This window comes from Pseudomonas syringae group sp. J254-4, from assembly GCF_032586855.1.
Lineage (GTDB): Bacteria > Pseudomonadota > Gammaproteobacteria > Pseudomonadales > Pseudomonadaceae > Aquipseudomonas > Aquipseudomonas amygdali.
Window position 1 is genome coordinate 118,208 of sequence record NZ_JAWHOO010000008.1, and the last position, 13,697, is coordinate 131,904.

The 13,697-nt window shown below is 56.8% G+C and carries 15 protein-coding genes; 7 read left to right on the top strand and 8 right to left on the bottom strand.

Annotated elements, in window-relative coordinates:
• The first annotated feature begins 12 nt into the window (after window positions 1–12).
• Together RYB09_RS12355 and RYB09_RS12360 are read left to right on the top strand one after the other, a co-directional pair.
• On the top strand, window positions 13–1,107 hold the full coding sequence (locus RYB09_RS12355; protein ID WP_058402291.1) for a tetratricopeptide repeat protein: 1,095 nt from the start codon (window positions 13–15) through the stop codon (window positions 1,105–1,107).
• A gap of 485 nt (window positions 1,108–1,592) precedes the next feature.
• The gene (locus tag RYB09_RS12360) at window positions 1,593–1,955 is read left to right on the top strand and encodes a histone-like nucleoid-structuring protein, MvaT/MvaU family (protein WP_002553302.1); all 363 of its coding nucleotides are present in this window, start codon (window positions 1,593–1,595) and stop codon (window positions 1,953–1,955) included.
• Window positions 1,956–2,440: 485 nt separating this feature from the next.
• Here the strand turns inward: RYB09_RS12360 and RYB09_RS12365 are convergent, their stop codons facing one another.
• The gene (locus RYB09_RS12365) at window positions 2,441–3,049 is read right to left on the bottom strand and encodes a DUF4946 domain-containing protein (RefSeq protein ID WP_316888662.1); all 609 of its coding nucleotides are present in this window, start codon (window positions 3,047–3,049) and stop codon (window positions 2,441–2,443) included.
• Between the two features lie 101 nt (window positions 3,050–3,150).
• On the opposite strand from RYB09_RS12365, the gene gloA reads away from it, so the two are divergent.
• Entirely contained in the window at window positions 3,151–3,672 is a 522-nt protein-coding gene (gene gloA, locus RYB09_RS12370; RefSeq protein ID WP_058402289.1) for a lactoylglutathione lyase, read from the top strand.
• Between the two features lie 93 nt (window positions 3,673–3,765).
• Here gloA and ahpF read toward each other — a convergent pair whose 3' ends face one another.
• The 3 genes from ahpF to RYB09_RS12385 all read right to left on the bottom strand — a co-directional run bounded on the left by ahpF (window position 3,766) and on the right by RYB09_RS12385 (window position 7,086).
• Window positions 3,766–5,328: an alkyl hydroperoxide reductase subunit F gene (ahpF, locus tag RYB09_RS12375; protein WP_058408145.1), complete on the bottom strand. Its 1,563-nt coding sequence runs from the start codon at window positions 5,326–5,328 to the stop codon at window positions 3,766–3,768.
• A 124-nt stretch (window positions 5,329–5,452) separates the two neighbouring features.
• Window positions 5,453–6,016: an alkyl hydroperoxide reductase subunit C gene (gene ahpC, locus RYB09_RS12380; RefSeq protein ID WP_002553298.1), complete on the bottom strand. Its 564-nt coding sequence runs from the start codon at window positions 6,014–6,016 to the stop codon at window positions 5,453–5,455.
• A 110-nt stretch (window positions 6,017–6,126) separates the two neighbouring features.
• Window positions 6,127–7,086, bottom strand: a complete 960-nt coding sequence (locus tag RYB09_RS12385) for a site-specific integrase (protein ID WP_316888665.1) — start codon at window positions 7,084–7,086, stop codon at window positions 6,127–6,129.
• A gap of 175 nt (window positions 7,087–7,261) precedes the next feature.
• On the opposite strand from RYB09_RS12385, the gene RYB09_RS12390 reads away from it, so the two are divergent.
• Window positions 7,262–8,272, top strand: coding sequence for a DNA-binding protein (locus tag RYB09_RS12390; RefSeq protein ID WP_316888666.1), 1,011 nt, complete (start codon window positions 7,262–7,264; stop codon window positions 8,270–8,272).
• Window positions 8,273–8,282: 10 nt separating this feature from the next.
• Here the strand turns inward: RYB09_RS12390 and RYB09_RS12395 are convergent, their stop codons facing one another.
• From RYB09_RS12395 to galU, 3 genes are all read right to left on the bottom strand, one after another.
• Window positions 8,283–9,554 (bottom strand): ATP-binding protein, encoded by a 1,272-nt coding sequence (locus RYB09_RS12395; protein ID WP_316888760.1) that lies wholly within the window; start codon window positions 9,552–9,554, stop codon window positions 8,283–8,285.
• A gap of 97 nt (window positions 9,555–9,651) precedes the next feature.
• Window positions 9,652–11,010, bottom strand: a complete 1,359-nt coding sequence (gene gorA / locus RYB09_RS12400) for a glutathione-disulfide reductase (RefSeq protein WP_316888668.1) — start codon at window positions 11,008–11,010, stop codon at window positions 9,652–9,654.
• A 102-nt stretch (window positions 11,011–11,112) separates the two neighbouring features.
• Window positions 11,113–11,952: a UTP--glucose-1-phosphate uridylyltransferase GalU gene (gene galU / locus RYB09_RS12405; RefSeq protein ID WP_057401823.1), complete on the bottom strand. Its 840-nt coding sequence runs from the start codon at window positions 11,950–11,952 to the stop codon at window positions 11,113–11,115.
• A gap of 384 nt (window positions 11,953–12,336) precedes the next feature.
• On the opposite strand from galU, the gene RYB09_RS12410 reads away from it, so the two are divergent.
• Complete coding sequence (locus RYB09_RS12410; RefSeq protein WP_177342364.1) at window positions 12,337–12,618, top strand: hypothetical protein; 282 nt, start codon at window positions 12,337–12,339, stop codon at window positions 12,616–12,618.
• A gap of 55 nt (window positions 12,619–12,673) precedes the next feature.
• Here the strand turns inward: RYB09_RS12410 and RYB09_RS12415 are convergent, their stop codons facing one another.
• On the bottom strand, window positions 12,674–13,024 hold the full coding sequence (locus RYB09_RS12415) for a hypothetical protein (protein WP_058402283.1): 351 nt from the start codon (window positions 13,022–13,024) through the stop codon (window positions 12,674–12,676).
• A gap of 166 nt (window positions 13,025–13,190) precedes the next feature.
• Here RYB09_RS12415 and RYB09_RS12420 point away from each other — a divergent pair, with 166 nt between their 5' ends.
• Together RYB09_RS12420 and RYB09_RS12425 are read left to right on the top strand one after the other, a co-directional pair.
• Window positions 13,191–13,496 carry a DUF1883 domain-containing protein gene (locus RYB09_RS12420; protein WP_002553290.1) on the top strand — a complete coding sequence of 102 codons (306 nt, stop codon included), beginning with the start codon at window positions 13,191–13,193 and terminating at the stop codon, window positions 13,494–13,496.
• Window positions 13,497–13,510: 14 nt separating this feature from the next.
• Window positions 13,511–13,693 (top strand): hypothetical protein, encoded by a 183-nt coding sequence (locus RYB09_RS12425; protein WP_080394922.1) that lies wholly within the window; start codon window positions 13,511–13,513, stop codon window positions 13,691–13,693.
• Window positions 13,694–13,697: the final 4 nt, after the last annotated feature.

The following is a 13,697-nucleotide window of genomic DNA, read 5'->3' on the forward strand; positions in this document are numbered from 1 at the left end:
TTGGAAATCGATATGCCCAGACTTTCTACCAAGGGGTTATCGCCTCAACCCACTACTCGACATCGCTGGCTGATCGGCGCAGCGGCTGCGGCGATGCTGGCGCTATCACTGGCCTTCTGGTGGTGGCGCCTGCCCGTTCAGACCGTTCCCGCCAGGTTGAGCCACACCTACGCTCAGGCACTGGAACAGGCGCACGACGGCAAGCCCGGCGCTGCACGCGTGCTGTACCAACAACTGGCACGAACCGACCTGTCTGACGAGCAGCGCATCAACCTGCTCGCCGAATTGAGCGACTACCCCAGCCCTCAGGCCCTCAAATTGCTCGATGCCGCGCTGGGTGACCGATCCGCACAGGTGCGCGAAGCGGCTATCGATGTCAGCGTCAGACTGGTCTCCAACAGCCAGCGCAGCCTGCTGCTGGGCCCATTGCTGGACGACGACGAACAATCCGTCAGATTCCGCGCCACCAGTGCCCTGCTCGGCCTGTCACCAGATGAACTGGGGCTGTACTTTGCCGTGCTGCAGCAAAGTGCCGAGGCGTTTCAGGAGTCGCTGAAGAGCCAGCCGCAAAGCGCACAAAACCAGTTGCAACTGGCCAGACTGTACCTGCAGACCGGCGACCTGGAGCCGGCAGTCGCCGCGCTGCAGAGGGCCACAGCCCTGGACCCGGGCAATATCGAAGCGGCGCTGGCGCACATTGAGCTGCTGGACCGCAAGGGCCAGGCTGAGCAGGCACGCAGCCTTTTCGCCCAGTTGCTGGAACATAACCCCGGTTCGTCCATGCTCCAGCACGCACTGGGCATGTGGCTGCTTAACCACGGGCAGGCAGAATTTGCCGTGCTCAGCCTGGCGAAGGCTACAGAGCTGGCACCCGATAACACCGACTATCGCTATGACCTGGCGGTTGCCCTGCATTCGTTGCACGAGCTTGAGGCGGCGCAGAGGCAGTTGACGCAGATTGTTCAGAGCCAGCCTGCGAACCGCAAGGCCAGAGTGCTGCTGATTCAATACTGGAAAGAAAACGGTCAGTTGCAAAACGTGCAGATTCTGCTGGCGGAGCTCGAGCAGCAGAACCCCGACGACCCGGTGCTGCAACAGGGACTGTAGGGTCAGAAAGGCAAAAAAAGGCAGGCCAAGGGCCATCTTTGATGCGGCTACACGCCCTTTCATCCGCTGCCTTCAGACATTTCTGCTCTTTCCGCATCTGCCAGCCCCCATGTCTGTCAGATGTTTCTCCTTTTAAGCCGTCCCGTGTCGCATGGCACGTTTTCCATCAGCGACTAATGTCGGAAATAACTTACACAACAGCTCGCCTGATAACGCAGGCTTCATTGCCTATATCCAACATTCTCCACCACGACTATTTAACGAATTTGAAAAAGGCTATTTTCTAACTGAAAAAAAAGGTGCATCATTTGCGGGCTACTGAGTTATAACTATCCTCTGTCTGCGCAATGACAAGCCGCAAAGGCCATGTTTCAGCATAGAAACCGCAGGTACAGGGCAGCATCGAGTGAGCGAATCGGTCAATCAGTTTTGTCTCATCGCTTTATAGGGCTGACAACAGCCATTACATTGTTGGAGTGTATTACTTGTCCAGACTTGCCGAGTTTCGAGCAGCAGAGAAAGCCCTTCAAGAACAGCTGGCACAGCTGGAATCCTTGAAGAATGACGCCGGGTTGAAGAAGGAAATCGAGTTCGAGCAAAAGCTCCAGGACCTGATGGGCACCTACGGCAAAAGCCTGCGTGACATCATCGCAATCCTTGATCCTTCAAGCGCTACGTCGCTGGTCGCACCCGCCGGGCCAAAGCGCCGTCGTGCACGCGTGGTCAAGGTTTACCAGAACCCGCATACCGGCGAGCTGATTGAAACCAAGGGTGGTAACCACCGCGGTCTCAAGGCGTGGAAAGAGCAGTACGGTGTAGACACTGTTGATTCGTGGCTTCGCGCCTGATTGAAACTTTGTCCATTGAAGCCCTGCACTTGCGGGGCTTTTTTTATCTACCCGTACGTCAACTGAGCACCTGCACACTGCATCTGCCTGATCAAACGCCCATACACAGTTGACTGCCTGCCCGCCCATGACATTCATACACATGATTAAGTGAACTGCTCGGTACATGTACTTCCAGCGCGTCAGGCATTAATACCGTTGAAATAATGACGCCAATAAAAACTCATCGATTATTCGATTCAGCACGCAGTTACAAACCTGAACACTTGCTGAAATGTGTAGAGTAATTATTCGGTTTATTCGGTGTAATGAGCGATAAGACAATTTGTTACTGCGTGCTTCGCCGCATCGAAAATCGGCGGATGACCGACACCGCGCAGCTTCACACTTTTTTCACATGGATTCTCGGATGATGAAGACCGCTAAAGGAATAGCGCCCCATGCCCGCCTCGGCGGGCTTCTTTTTGCCTGTGAAAAAGCAGGTATCACTGCGCATCGTCCAGTCGCAGGCTCTCGCGGATACGCAACGCCTCGTCCTTGTTGGCCGTGTATCCATCTGCTGATCCCGCGTAGGACAACGACCAGGCCATTTCTTTACTGGCAGCCGCTACCAGCGTCTGGGTCAACACATGCACGCCGTTCTGGGTGATGGTGCAGGTGGTTTCCAGTGCCGGCACGACGCTGAGCCGGCTCTCACGCACATGCGTGCAGACGCTCTGCAGGCCGCTGCGGGCAAAATTGACCTGAACCGACTTGCGCATCTCCAGCAGTACGCCCTGGACATTGACCTCATGCCCGGGCGTCAGGCGTGTCTGGGTCAGCTCCATGACCATCAGCGGGTTTCCACTTTGATCGTTTTTCACCGCGCGCTGTCTGACTTGCACGGACGGTTGCACGGGCTTGCCCGACTCGGTCGGCAGCGACTCTACCTCCCAGCCTGCGGGCCAGATGATCATTGCGTCGGCGGCATGAGTCTGTGCGGCGCCCAGCAGCAGGAGCAGGCACAGGCCTGGCAAGGAGCATCGGTATTGCGAAAGGATCATGGTCAGGTCGCCAGAACAGGTGGCCGGAAATTCTGAGCCTGTTGCCGGCATCGAGCAAGACCGAAGCGACGTTATCCGAGCGAGGGTTTGGCACTGCCCGCCCTGCCCCGTATCATTTGGCATTATTTGTACATTCTGTTGGAGACACATTGATGAGCTTGCACGAACTCAACACACTACCGGGCGTTACCGCCGCCCCTGAAGCGGCTACCCGGCAGTTTGTGTTCAACCACACCATGCTGCGCGTCAAGGACATCACCAAATCGCTGGATTTCTACACCCGCGTGCTCGGCTTCAGCCTGGTTGAAAAGCGTGACTTCCCGGAAGCCGAATTCAGCCTCTACTTCCTCGCGCTGGTGGACAAGGCGCAGATTCCGGAAGACGACAAAGCCCGCAACGAGTGGATGAAATCGATCCCCGGCATTCTGGAGCTGACCCATAACCACGGTACTGAAAGCGATGCCACAGCGTCTTACCATAACGGTAACAGCGACCCGCGCGGCTTTGGCCATATCTGCGTGTCGGTCCCGGATGTGAAAGTCGCCTGCGAGCGTTTTGAAAGCCTGGGCGTCGACTTTCAGAAGCGCTTGTCCGATGGCCGCATGAACAGCCTGGCCTTTATCAAGGACCCGGACGGCTACTGGGTAGAGATCATCCAGCCAACGCCGCTCTGAGACTGCCGGTGATCGCTTCGGCAAGGAGCGATCCGCGTAGAAAGCAAAAAGCCCCGTGATCGCTCACGGGGCTTTTCGTTTACCGCTCTCCGATCAGGCCGGGGCGGAAGTACGGATCAGGTGGTCAAAGGCACTCAGGGAGGCTTTGGCACCCTCGCCCAGGGCGATGATGATCTGTTTGTACGGTGCAACCGTCACGTCACCGGCAGCGAAGATGCCTGGCACCGAGGTTTCACCGCGAGGATCGACCACGATCTCGCCGCGCGGCGACAACTCGATGGCACCTTTGAGCCATTCACTGTTGGGCAGCAGGCCAATCTGCACGAAGATACCTTCGAGCGGTACGTTGATCTCTTCGCCTGTGGTGCGGTTCTTGTAGCGCAGGCCGTTGACCTTCTGCTCATCACCTGTCACTTCAGTGGTTTGCGCACTGGTGATCACGGTAACGTTCGGCAGGCTGTGCAGTTTGCGCTGCAAGACGGCGTCGGCACGCAGTTGCACATCGAATTCCAGCAGCGTCACGTGTGACACGATACCCGCCAGATCGATTGCCGCCTCGACACCCGAGTTACCGCCACCAATCACGGCAACGCGCTTGCCCTTGAACAACGGACCGTCGCAGTGCGGGCAATAAGCCACGCCCTTGTTACGGTATTGCTGCTCACCCGGTACATTCATCTCCCTCCAGCGTGCACCGGTGGCAAGAATGACGGTCTTGGCCTTGAGGCTGGCACCGCTGGCGAATTTAACTTCGTGCAGCTCACCGGCCGCGCCTGGAATCAGCTTGTCGGCGCGTTGCAGGTTCATGATGTCGACTTCGTACTGCTTGACGTGTTCTTCGAGCGCAACGGCCAGCTTCGGGCCTTCGGTGTGCTGTACCGAAATAAAGTTCTCGATGGCCATGGTGTCGAGCACCTGACCGCCGAAACGCTCGGCTGCAACACCGGTACGAATGCCTTTGCGGGCTGCGTAAACCGCAGCAGCCGAACCAGCAGGACCGCCGCCCACTACCAGTACATCAAAAGCCTGTTTGGCGTTGAGTTTTTCCGCCTGACGCGCACCGGCACCGGTGTCGATCTTGGCCAGAATTTCTTCCAGGCCCATGCGGCCCTGACCGAAAAGCTCGCCATTCAGATAGATGCTGGGCACCGACATGATCTTGCGATCGGTGACTTCGTCCTGGAACAGTGCACCGTCGATAGCGACGTGCTTGATGCCAGGGTTCAATACTGCCATCAGGTTCAATGCCTGGACGACGTCCGGGCAGTTCTGGCAGGACTGCGAGAAATAGGTTTCGAAATGGAATTCGCCTTGAAGAGCGCGAACCTGTTCGATGGTTTCCGCACTGACCTTGGGTGGGTAGCCGCCAACTTGCAGCAGCGCCAGGACCAGCGAGGTGAATTCGTGGCCCATGGGGATACCGGCAAAACGCAGGCTGATATCGTGGCCAGGGCTGCTCAGCGAGAACGACGGAGTACGCGCGTCGGTGCCGCTGTCATTCAGGGTGACGTCCTTGGAGACACTGATCACATCATTGAGCAGTGCGAGCATTTCCTGAGACTTCGCGCCGTCATCAAGGGACGCGACGATCTCGATGGGGCGAGTAACCCGCTCCAGATAGGATTTCAACTGGGCTTTAAGATTGGCGTCCAACATGTGGCGGCTTCCTGTTTACAAAGGGTAGAAATAACAACGCCCAGGCGATTACCGCCCGGGCGTTTTTTGGGGCGATGCGGTTTACTTGCTCAAGAGCTCAACGCCCCCAGCCGATTCATGCGACTCAGATCTTGCCAACCAGGTCCAGGGACGGAGCCAGAGTAGCTTCGCCTTCTTTCCACTTGGCTGGGCAGACTTCGCCCGGGTGAGCGGCAACGTACTGAGCAGCCTTGATCTTGCGCAGCAGCTCGGAAGCGTCACGGCCAACACCGCCGTCGTTCAGCTCGACGATTTTGATCTGACCTTCAGGGTTGATCACGAACGTACCGCGATCTGCCAGACCGGCTTCTTCGATCAGCACGTCGAAGTTGCGCGAGATAGTCAGAGTCGGGTCACCGATCATGGTGTACTGGATCTTGCCGATTGCAGGCGAAGTGTTGTGCCATGCAGCGTGGGCGAAGTGGGTGTCGGTCGAAACGCTGTAGATCTCGACGCCCAGCTTCTTGAACTCTTCGTAGTTGTCAGCCAGGTCTTCCAGCTCGGTCGGGCAAACGAAGGTGAAGTCGGCCGGGTAGAAGAATACGACAGACCACTTGCCTTTGAAGTCGGCGTCCGAAACGTCAACGAAAGCGCCGTTCTTGAACGCGGTAGCCTTGAACGGTTTTACTTGGCTGTTGATGATAGGCATCGGTATATCTCCTGATGGGTTGGATGGGTTGTTAATTCGATGGAGTGGAGCTTACGCATGATCAGTGACAATCGCTCATTGGCAAACCTGATGTCACTGATTGCTTTTCACTATGAAGGCAGCTTATCGATAGAAGAAACCTTCGACCCGTTCCCTGTCTCCAGGTTGCCCGGGAACGGCGCGGCGTCAATGTAGCGCATCGCCGACTTGATGTCCCTCCAGCCTACATAAGACATCAGTGACTTGAGGTCCCAGCCATTGCTGTGCGCCCAACTGGCGAAGCCGCGGCGTAGCGAGTGACTGGTGTAGTGCTCGGCGGCAATGCCTGCATGCTGGAGAGCCTGACGCAGCAACGGGATAACGCTGTTGGCGTGCAGCCCCTCCTCGCCAAGATTACCCCATCGATCCACCGCCCGAAACACCGGACCGCGCACCAGCGCAGCGCAATTGATCCACTCTATATAAGCCTGCACCGGGCACAGCCGCTGCAAGGCGGGGGTCTGATACGTTCTGCCCAGGTTATCGCGATCACCCTTGCTGCGCGGCAGATAAAGGCTGATGCCCGAGTGGGCGATGGCCTTGACGTCCTGCACTTGCAGGCGACACAGCTCGTCGCTGCGAAAGCCGCGCCAGAACCCCAGCAGAATCAGCGCCGAATCCCGACGACAACGCAATAGGCGCGGCTGATCGTGTTGCGCCTCTGCATCACGTATCTCGCTCTCCAGCCAGGCGATGACTTTCTCCAGGTCCTGCAACTGCAAAGGCTCGGCCTGCTTCTCTTGTGCCGGATGCAATGCACGAATGCCCTTGATGACCTTACGCACCATGGGCGCCTTGGTGGGATCCGCAAACCCCTGACTGACATGCCATTGCGCCAGCGCTGACAGGCGTAGTTTCAAGGTGTTGACCGATAACTTTCCGGCATGGCTGGCCAAGTAACGCGCCACGCTTTCGCTGGTCGCCGGCAGAAACCCGCCCCACGTCACTTCGAAATGCTCGATGGCCGCCCGATAACTGCGGCGCGTGTTGTCACGGGTTGCGGCATCGATATAGCGATCAACGTCATTCATGGTTCAAGCCTGCACGGTGTACCGGAGAAAGCGCCGAAAATGAACTGACAACGCCTGACACGGGATAATACGCCAATATCACGGGTTAATTAATTCAAAAAATGGCAAATAATTTCGAATGATATAGTATGTAATTACAGGGTACATACCACAGTACGAAATCGTAGGGGAATACATGGCTCGGGGCGGCGTAAACAAGGCGTTGGTGCAGAAGGCAAGGGCTTCCCTGCTGTCCAGAGGCGAAAACCCCAGTATTGATGCTGTACGTATCGAAATGGGTAATACCGGCTCGAAAACCACGATTCACCGGTATCTCAAGGAACTCGATGCCACGCATGCGCCTGCGCCGGACATCAATGAGGAATTGAGCAGCCTGGTAGCTCATCTTGCCCAGCGTCTTCAGGAGCAGGCTCAGGAACGCATTGATCAGGCCTGCAACACGTATCAGGCCGATCGCGCCACCCTGCAGCAACAATTGGCGACGGCTCAGCAACAGATCAGCGAACTGCAGGAACATGCGCAGCAACGTCACGAGGCTCTGGAACAGCAGGCTGCCGCCCTGCTTCGCACGCAAAATGCCCTGCAAACCGAACAGACCGAGCACGCCAGACTGCTTCAGGCCAACCAGGACCTGGAGTCGCGCCTGCACGACAAGGACGGCCAGATCCACTCGCTTGAAGAAAAACATCAGCACGCCCGTGAAGCGCTGGAACACTATCGCAACTCGATCAGAGAGCAGCGCGAGCAGGAACAGCAACGCCACGAAGGTCAGGTTCAGCAACTGCAAATGGAACTTCGACAGGCGCAGCAAAGCATCGCCATGCGCCAGGAAGACATCACACAGCTGAATCGTGACAACGAGAGATTACTGGCCGAGAACCGCAGCACCCTGCGTGAACTGCACGAACGAAAAGACCTGCTGAACCAGGCCACTACCCAGGCTGCCGCTCTGGCAGAACAACAGCATCACGCCCGCACTCAATGCGCGCTGCTGGAAGAACGGTTACGCAGCCTGATGGAGGAAAGCACCACGCTTCAACAGACCATGACAGAGCTACGGCAGCAGAACCGGATGCTGGAACTGCTGCTGACCAAGAAGGAAGCAGCACTGGAAAACCTGCAGAACGGCCTCAGCCAGCCCGACAAACCCACGACCACTGGAAAAAAGCCAAAAGGCAAGGCATGAGAAGCAACGCTCAGGCAGCCATTACTGCGCAAGACAAGAGCAGGTGAACCTGAGTGCCCTGACCTTCCTGGCTTTTTATCTGCACATGCCCGCCCGCCTGCTTGATGAAACCGTAGACCATGGACAAACCCAGCCCCGTTCCCTGCCCTACGGGCTTGGTGGTGAAAAACGGGTCGAACGCCCGGTCGATGACGTCTTGAGCCATTCCACAGCCATTATCTTCTACGCTGAGCCGCACATAATCACCAGGTGCCAGCCCGTCTTTCTGAGCGGCAAGTGTTAACCGCTGGCTGCGCACCCGGAGCGCCCCTCCGACCGCAACAGCGTCACGCGCGTTGATCACCAGGTTCAACCAGGCATTTTCCAGCTGATGCTCGTCCGTGCACACACTGCTCAACCCCTCCTCCAGCTCGATGTGCAATTGCGCGCGAGCGCCCACCGTACCTCGCAGCAGCTCTTCCATAGATCGGACCATGCGATTGATATCCACTGCCGTGACATTCAGCGACTGACGGCGAGCAAACGTCAGCAGCCTCCGGGTCAGCGCAGCCGCACGATTTGCGGAACTGGTCGCAGCGTCCAGATAACGATCAACTTCCTCCACCCGGCCTGCCGCCACACGAAGCCTGATCATGTCCAGAGCACCCATTACGCCGGAAAGCACATTGTTGAAGTCGTGGGCGATGCCGCCCGTCAACTGGCCAATTGCGTCCATTTTTTGCGCATGGCGCAAGACCTCTTCAGCCATTGCTCGCTCGACGATCTCGGCCTGCAACAATTCATTGGCAGTTGCCAGCTCGCGAGTGCGCTCGGCAACGCGTAACTCGAGACTTTCATTGAGTTCGCGCAGCGCTTCTTCAGCGTTGACCTGAGCCGTAATATCGGTGTGAGTGCCCAGCCAGTGGGTGATGTGGCCCTGCGCATCGCGCATGGGCAGTGCACGCGACAGAAACCAGTTGAAGGCACCGTCCTTGCTGCGCAGTGGAAAGGTGTCTTCCCAGATCGAGCCCGTCGAAAAGCAGTACTGCAAACGCGCCAGCACACGCTCGCGATGCTCGGGATGCAGGACCGAACGCCAGCCCAGAGCCGTCATCGCCTCGAGCGACGTCCCAGTGTATGCGTACCAGCGCTCGCTATACCAATGGGCCTGCCCGCGAGGACTTGCAGTCCAGGCCAGCTGACTCATGTTGTCAGCCAGGGTTCTGAACTGATGCTCGCTTTCACGCAATGCATCAATGTGCTGCGCGACTTCACAATCCTGCCCGGCCAGATGCAGGCGCATTCCGGCCGATGGTTTTTCTCTGTTCACGTCGGGATCCGTCCTTTTCAAGCCTTGTCCCGGAGCTCTTCCTGACCTCCGGGTATTGCGCTGCCTGACGTTAGCGTTTGGCAGGCATGCGCATGGTTACAAACTCTTCTGCAGCAGTCGGGTGCACGCCGATGGTGTCATCGAACACCTGTTTGGTCGCGCCAGCCTTGATGGCAATTGCAAGGCTCTGGACGATTTCGCCTGCATCCGGCCCAACCATGTGGCAGCCCAGTACGCGGTCGGTTTTCGCATCCACAACCAGTTTCATCAAGGTGCGTTCCTGATCGTCAGTCAGGGTCAGCTTCATTGGCCGAAAACGGCTTTCGAACACCTGCACATCATGACCTGCCTTGATCGCATCCTCTTCGGTCAGCCCGACTGTACCAATGTTCGGCAAGCTGAAAACTGCGGTTGGAATGTGATTGTAGTCTACCGGGCGATACTGCTCCGGCTTGAACAGACGACGCGCAACGGCCATGCCTTCAGCCAGCGCAACCGGAGTCAGCTGCACACCACCGATGACATCGCCGATAGCCAGGATGGAAGGCTCGCTGCTCTGATAGAGCTCATCAACCTTGATATAGCCATGCTCATCAAGTTTGACGTCAACACTGTCCAGCCCGAGATTGTCGAGCATCGGCCGACGGCCAGTGGCGTAGAACACACAATCAGTCTCGAGCGTGCCGCCGCCTTTCATGGACAGCAGCAGGCTGCCGTCGGCCTGCTTGTCGATGCGCTCGATATCGCTATTGAAGCGAATCGTCATGTGACGCTTGAGCAGCTCTTCATGAAGATGGGTGCGAACGCCGCCATCAAAGCCACGCAAAAACAGCTCGCGACGGTAGACCAGCGTGGTGTCGGCGCCGAGCCCGTTGAAAATCGAGGCGAACTCCACCGCGATGTAGCCGCCACCCACAACGACGACACGCTTGGGCAACGTTTTGAGGTAGAACGCCTCGTTGGAGGTGATCGCGTGCTCGCGCCCTGGTACGTCAGGAACCTGTGGCCAGCCACCGGTGGCAATCAGAATGCGCTCGGCACTGTAGGTCTGGCCGTTGATTTCGACCTGTTGCGGACCGGTCAATTTTGCGTGCCCTTCAAGCAGCGTCACGCCGCTGTCGACAAGCAACTTGCGATAGATGCCATTGAGGCGATTGATCTCACGATCCTTGTTGGCGATCAGCGTTGCCCAATCGAATTCGGCTTCACCCAGCGACCAGCCAAAGCCCTTGGCATGATCGAAATCTTCGGAAAAATGCGCTCCGTAAACCAACAGTTTTTTGGGCACGCACCCCACGTTGACGCAGGTCCCCCCCAGATAACGGCTTTCAGCCACGGCAACCTTCGCACCGAAACCAGCAGCAAAACGTGCCGCCCTGACGCCACCGGAACCGGCGCCAATTACAAACAGATCAAAATCAAAGGCCATCGATATCTCCTTGGCAGAAGCACAGCATAACCGCTTGGCGGCCAGTCAGAAATGACAAAGCCACCCGAAGGTGGCCTTGTCCCGAGCATCATCAATCGAAAATCAATGCGCTTTGCCGGTTTTGTAGAAATGCTCGAAGCAGAAGTTGGTGGCCTGGATGTACCCTTCGGCACCACCGCAGTCAAAACGCTCACCCTTGAACTTGTAGGCCAGTACGTTGCCTTCTGCAGCCTGCTTCATCAGGGCGTCGGTGATCTGGATCTCCCCCCCTTTGCCTGGCTCGGTCTGTTCGATCTTTTCGAAAATGTCCGGAGTCAGGATGTAGCGGCCGATGATCGCCAGGTTGGAAGGCGCATCTTCAGGCTTTGGCTTTTCAACCATGTTGGTCACGCGGAACAGGCCCGTCTTGATTTCTTCACCGGCGATCACGCCATACTTGTTGGTTTCCTGCGGATCGACTTCCTGAATGGCAATGATCGAGCAGCCATAATGCTTGTGCAGTTTGACCATCTGCGCCAGCACGCCATCACCCTCAGGGTTGACGCACAGGTCATCAGCCAGAACCACGGCAAAAGCCTCATTACCAATCAGCGGACGACCGCTGAGAATGGCATGACCCAGACCTTTCATTTCAGTCTGGCGAGTGTAGGAAAAGCTGCACTCGTCGATCAGTTTGCGAATACCAACCAGGTACTTTTCCTTGTCCGTACCCTTGATCTGATGCTCAAGCTCATAGCTGATATCAAAGTGATCTTCAAGAGCACGCTTGCCACGACCGGTCACGATGGAAATTTCGGTCAGGCCTGCCGCGAGGGCTTCCTCAACACCGTATTGGATCAGTGGCTTGTTGACCACCGGCAGCATTTCCTTGGGCATGGCCTTGGTCGCTGGCAGGAAGCGAGTGCCGTAACCGGCTGCTGGGAACAAGCATTTCTTGATCATAAAAGTCCTTGGTAAGGGCTGTTGGTGTTAACGGCGCAGTCTAATCAGGAGGCGGTCACCTTACAATGCCCCGCCTTTGGCCGTCTGATGCCATGGTAGAGGAATCCTCAGGCAGATAGTTCCGCACTTCCTGGATATTGCCTACAGCCAATTACAGACTGGACCACACTCCAGCCGCCGCCAAAGCCCGCCGCAACAGTGCTGCGCACGCATTTTCGACGACCGAAGCATTTATGCTCTGCTCCAAAAAAACTGCAACAGTGGCCAGCGAACGACGAGCTATTTATGATGAAAAACATGGCGGAACGATGGCACCCGTTACCAGTCCAACGTTCGCATTTGTCAATTCTCTGACCTTATCCTGAAGCGAAAAACATGATCAGAATCCTCTCCCTACTGTCCATTATTGTTGCTCTGGGCCTGACCGGCTGCGCAACCGCCTCCAACACTTACCTGAAAAACGGCAAACAGGGCTTGAGCATCGACTGCTCCGGCGAGGCGATGTCCTGGGCAAGCTGCTACGAAAAAGCGGACGCGTCCTGCGCGGGCACAGGTTATGAAATTGTCGGCACGGACGGCACTCCGCAGCCTGCGGAAAGCGACAAGACACTGGGTGTGGACGTAGGTAACTACAAGAGCCGTAGCGTGCTGGTAGTCTGCAAGTAATCAAGCCTGCCGCCCTGCCCGCAGCGGACAGGGCCTGCTGAGCCCGCCTGAGCGATCAACCTGAAATGCACGCTTCGGCAGCGTTTTGAACATCCCTGAAGCGGATCGGCACGTTGGCGAGTCGTTCATAGACCTTGATCGTACTGCCGCCCGAGCGGCTCTCGACATCGACGACGGCCGCAGGCGATTTGCTGAGCTTTTGCGCCACAATTACGCGCAAGCCATCATGGCGAGGCTCGATAAGCGGCGGCTTGCGACTGCTGGCGATCTTGCCAACGAAGCAATCGGCATACTCCTTGGGGTTCTTGCCCGACATCACGTTCATGGTGGGGGGTGTATGTTCGATGTCATTTACTGTGGCACAGCCAGTCATTGCCAGAGCCAGGACTACTACAGCCAGTTTCATACAAAGCCTCCAAATAAAGGTCCTACGACAAGCTGACGCGCAATTAAATCCCGACTGAGGCAATATTTGCGAGAAACACGGCAAATTAGTGTCCACCGACGTCAAATTGCAGGCATCACATGCTATCGTTTTGATTTTTCAGAAAAACCCCCATTCGGAGCCCGTCATGAAATTCGTACACCAGCGTGAGCATCTCAACGAGGACGACCTGGTCGTTATCGAGTGCTCGCAGACCTGCAACATTCGTCTGATGAACGATGCGAATTTTCGCAGCTTCAAAAATGGCGGTCGGCACACCTATCATGGCGGTGCATTTGACACGTTTCCGGCCAAGATCGCCGCGCCGAGCACCGGTTTCTGGAACATCACCATCGATACCGCAGGCCGCAAGATAGATACCAATGCAGGCCGCAAACCGCCTTTCACTCACAAGATCAAGATCGTCCGGCGCTCGACCTCACGCCTGGGATGATGCAAGGAGTCACCGTGAACAACCCAGCCCCGCGCACCACCAAATTTGCTGTCAGCTACAAGCTCAATGGCGAACGCCGCTTCGAGTTCGCCCAACTGCAATCGGCATCAACCAAAGAAGCCGAAGCCGCCTTGAAAAAAATGCACGGTCAGAGCGACGATCAGATCACAGACGTGAAGGTCAGCAAGGCGCTCTGATACC

Bases quoted from the DNA above. Each gene is read 5' to 3' on its own strand.
- RYB09_RS12395 (WP_316888760.1), bottom strand. From the start codon at position 9,554: ATGCGCCTGCATCTGGCCGGGCAGGATTGTGAAGTCGCGCAGCACATT.
- RYB09_RS12420 (WP_002553290.1), top strand. From the start codon at position 13,191: ATGAAATTCGTACACCAGCGTGAGCATCTCAACGAGGACGACCTGGTC.
- RYB09_RS12385 (WP_316888665.1), bottom strand. From the start codon at position 7,086: ATGAATGACGTTGATCGCTATATCGATGCCGCAACCCGTGACAACACG.
- gorA (WP_316888668.1), bottom strand. From the start codon at position 11,010: ATGGCCTTTGATTTTGATCTGTTTGTAATTGGCGCCGGTTCCGGTGGC.
- RYB09_RS12390 (WP_316888666.1), top strand. From the start codon at position 7,262: ATGGCTCGGGGCGGCGTAAACAAGGCGTTGGTGCAGAAGGCAAGGGCT.
- ahpC (WP_002553298.1), bottom strand. From the start codon at position 6,016: ATGCCTATCATCAACAGCCAAGTAAAACCGTTCAAGGCTACCGCGTTC.
- RYB09_RS12355 (WP_058402291.1), top strand. From the start codon at position 13: ATGCCCAGACTTTCTACCAAGGGGTTATCGCCTCAACCCACTACTCGA.
- ahpF (WP_058408145.1), bottom strand. From the start codon at position 5,328: ATGTTGGACGCCAATCTTAAAGCCCAGTTGAAATCCTATCTGGAGCGG.
- gloA (WP_058402289.1), top strand. From the start codon at position 3,151: ATGAGCTTGCACGAACTCAACACACTACCGGGCGTTACCGCCGCCCCT.
- RYB09_RS12415 (WP_058402283.1), bottom strand. From the start codon at position 13,024: ATGAAACTGGCTGTAGTAGTCCTGGCTCTGGCAATGACTGGCTGTGCC.
- galU (WP_057401823.1), bottom strand. From the start codon at position 11,952: ATGATCAAGAAATGCTTGTTCCCAGCAGCCGGTTACGGCACTCGCTTC.
- RYB09_RS12365 (WP_316888662.1), bottom strand. From the start codon at position 3,049: ATGCCGGCAACAGGCTCAGAATTTCCGGCCACCTGTTCTGGCGACCTG.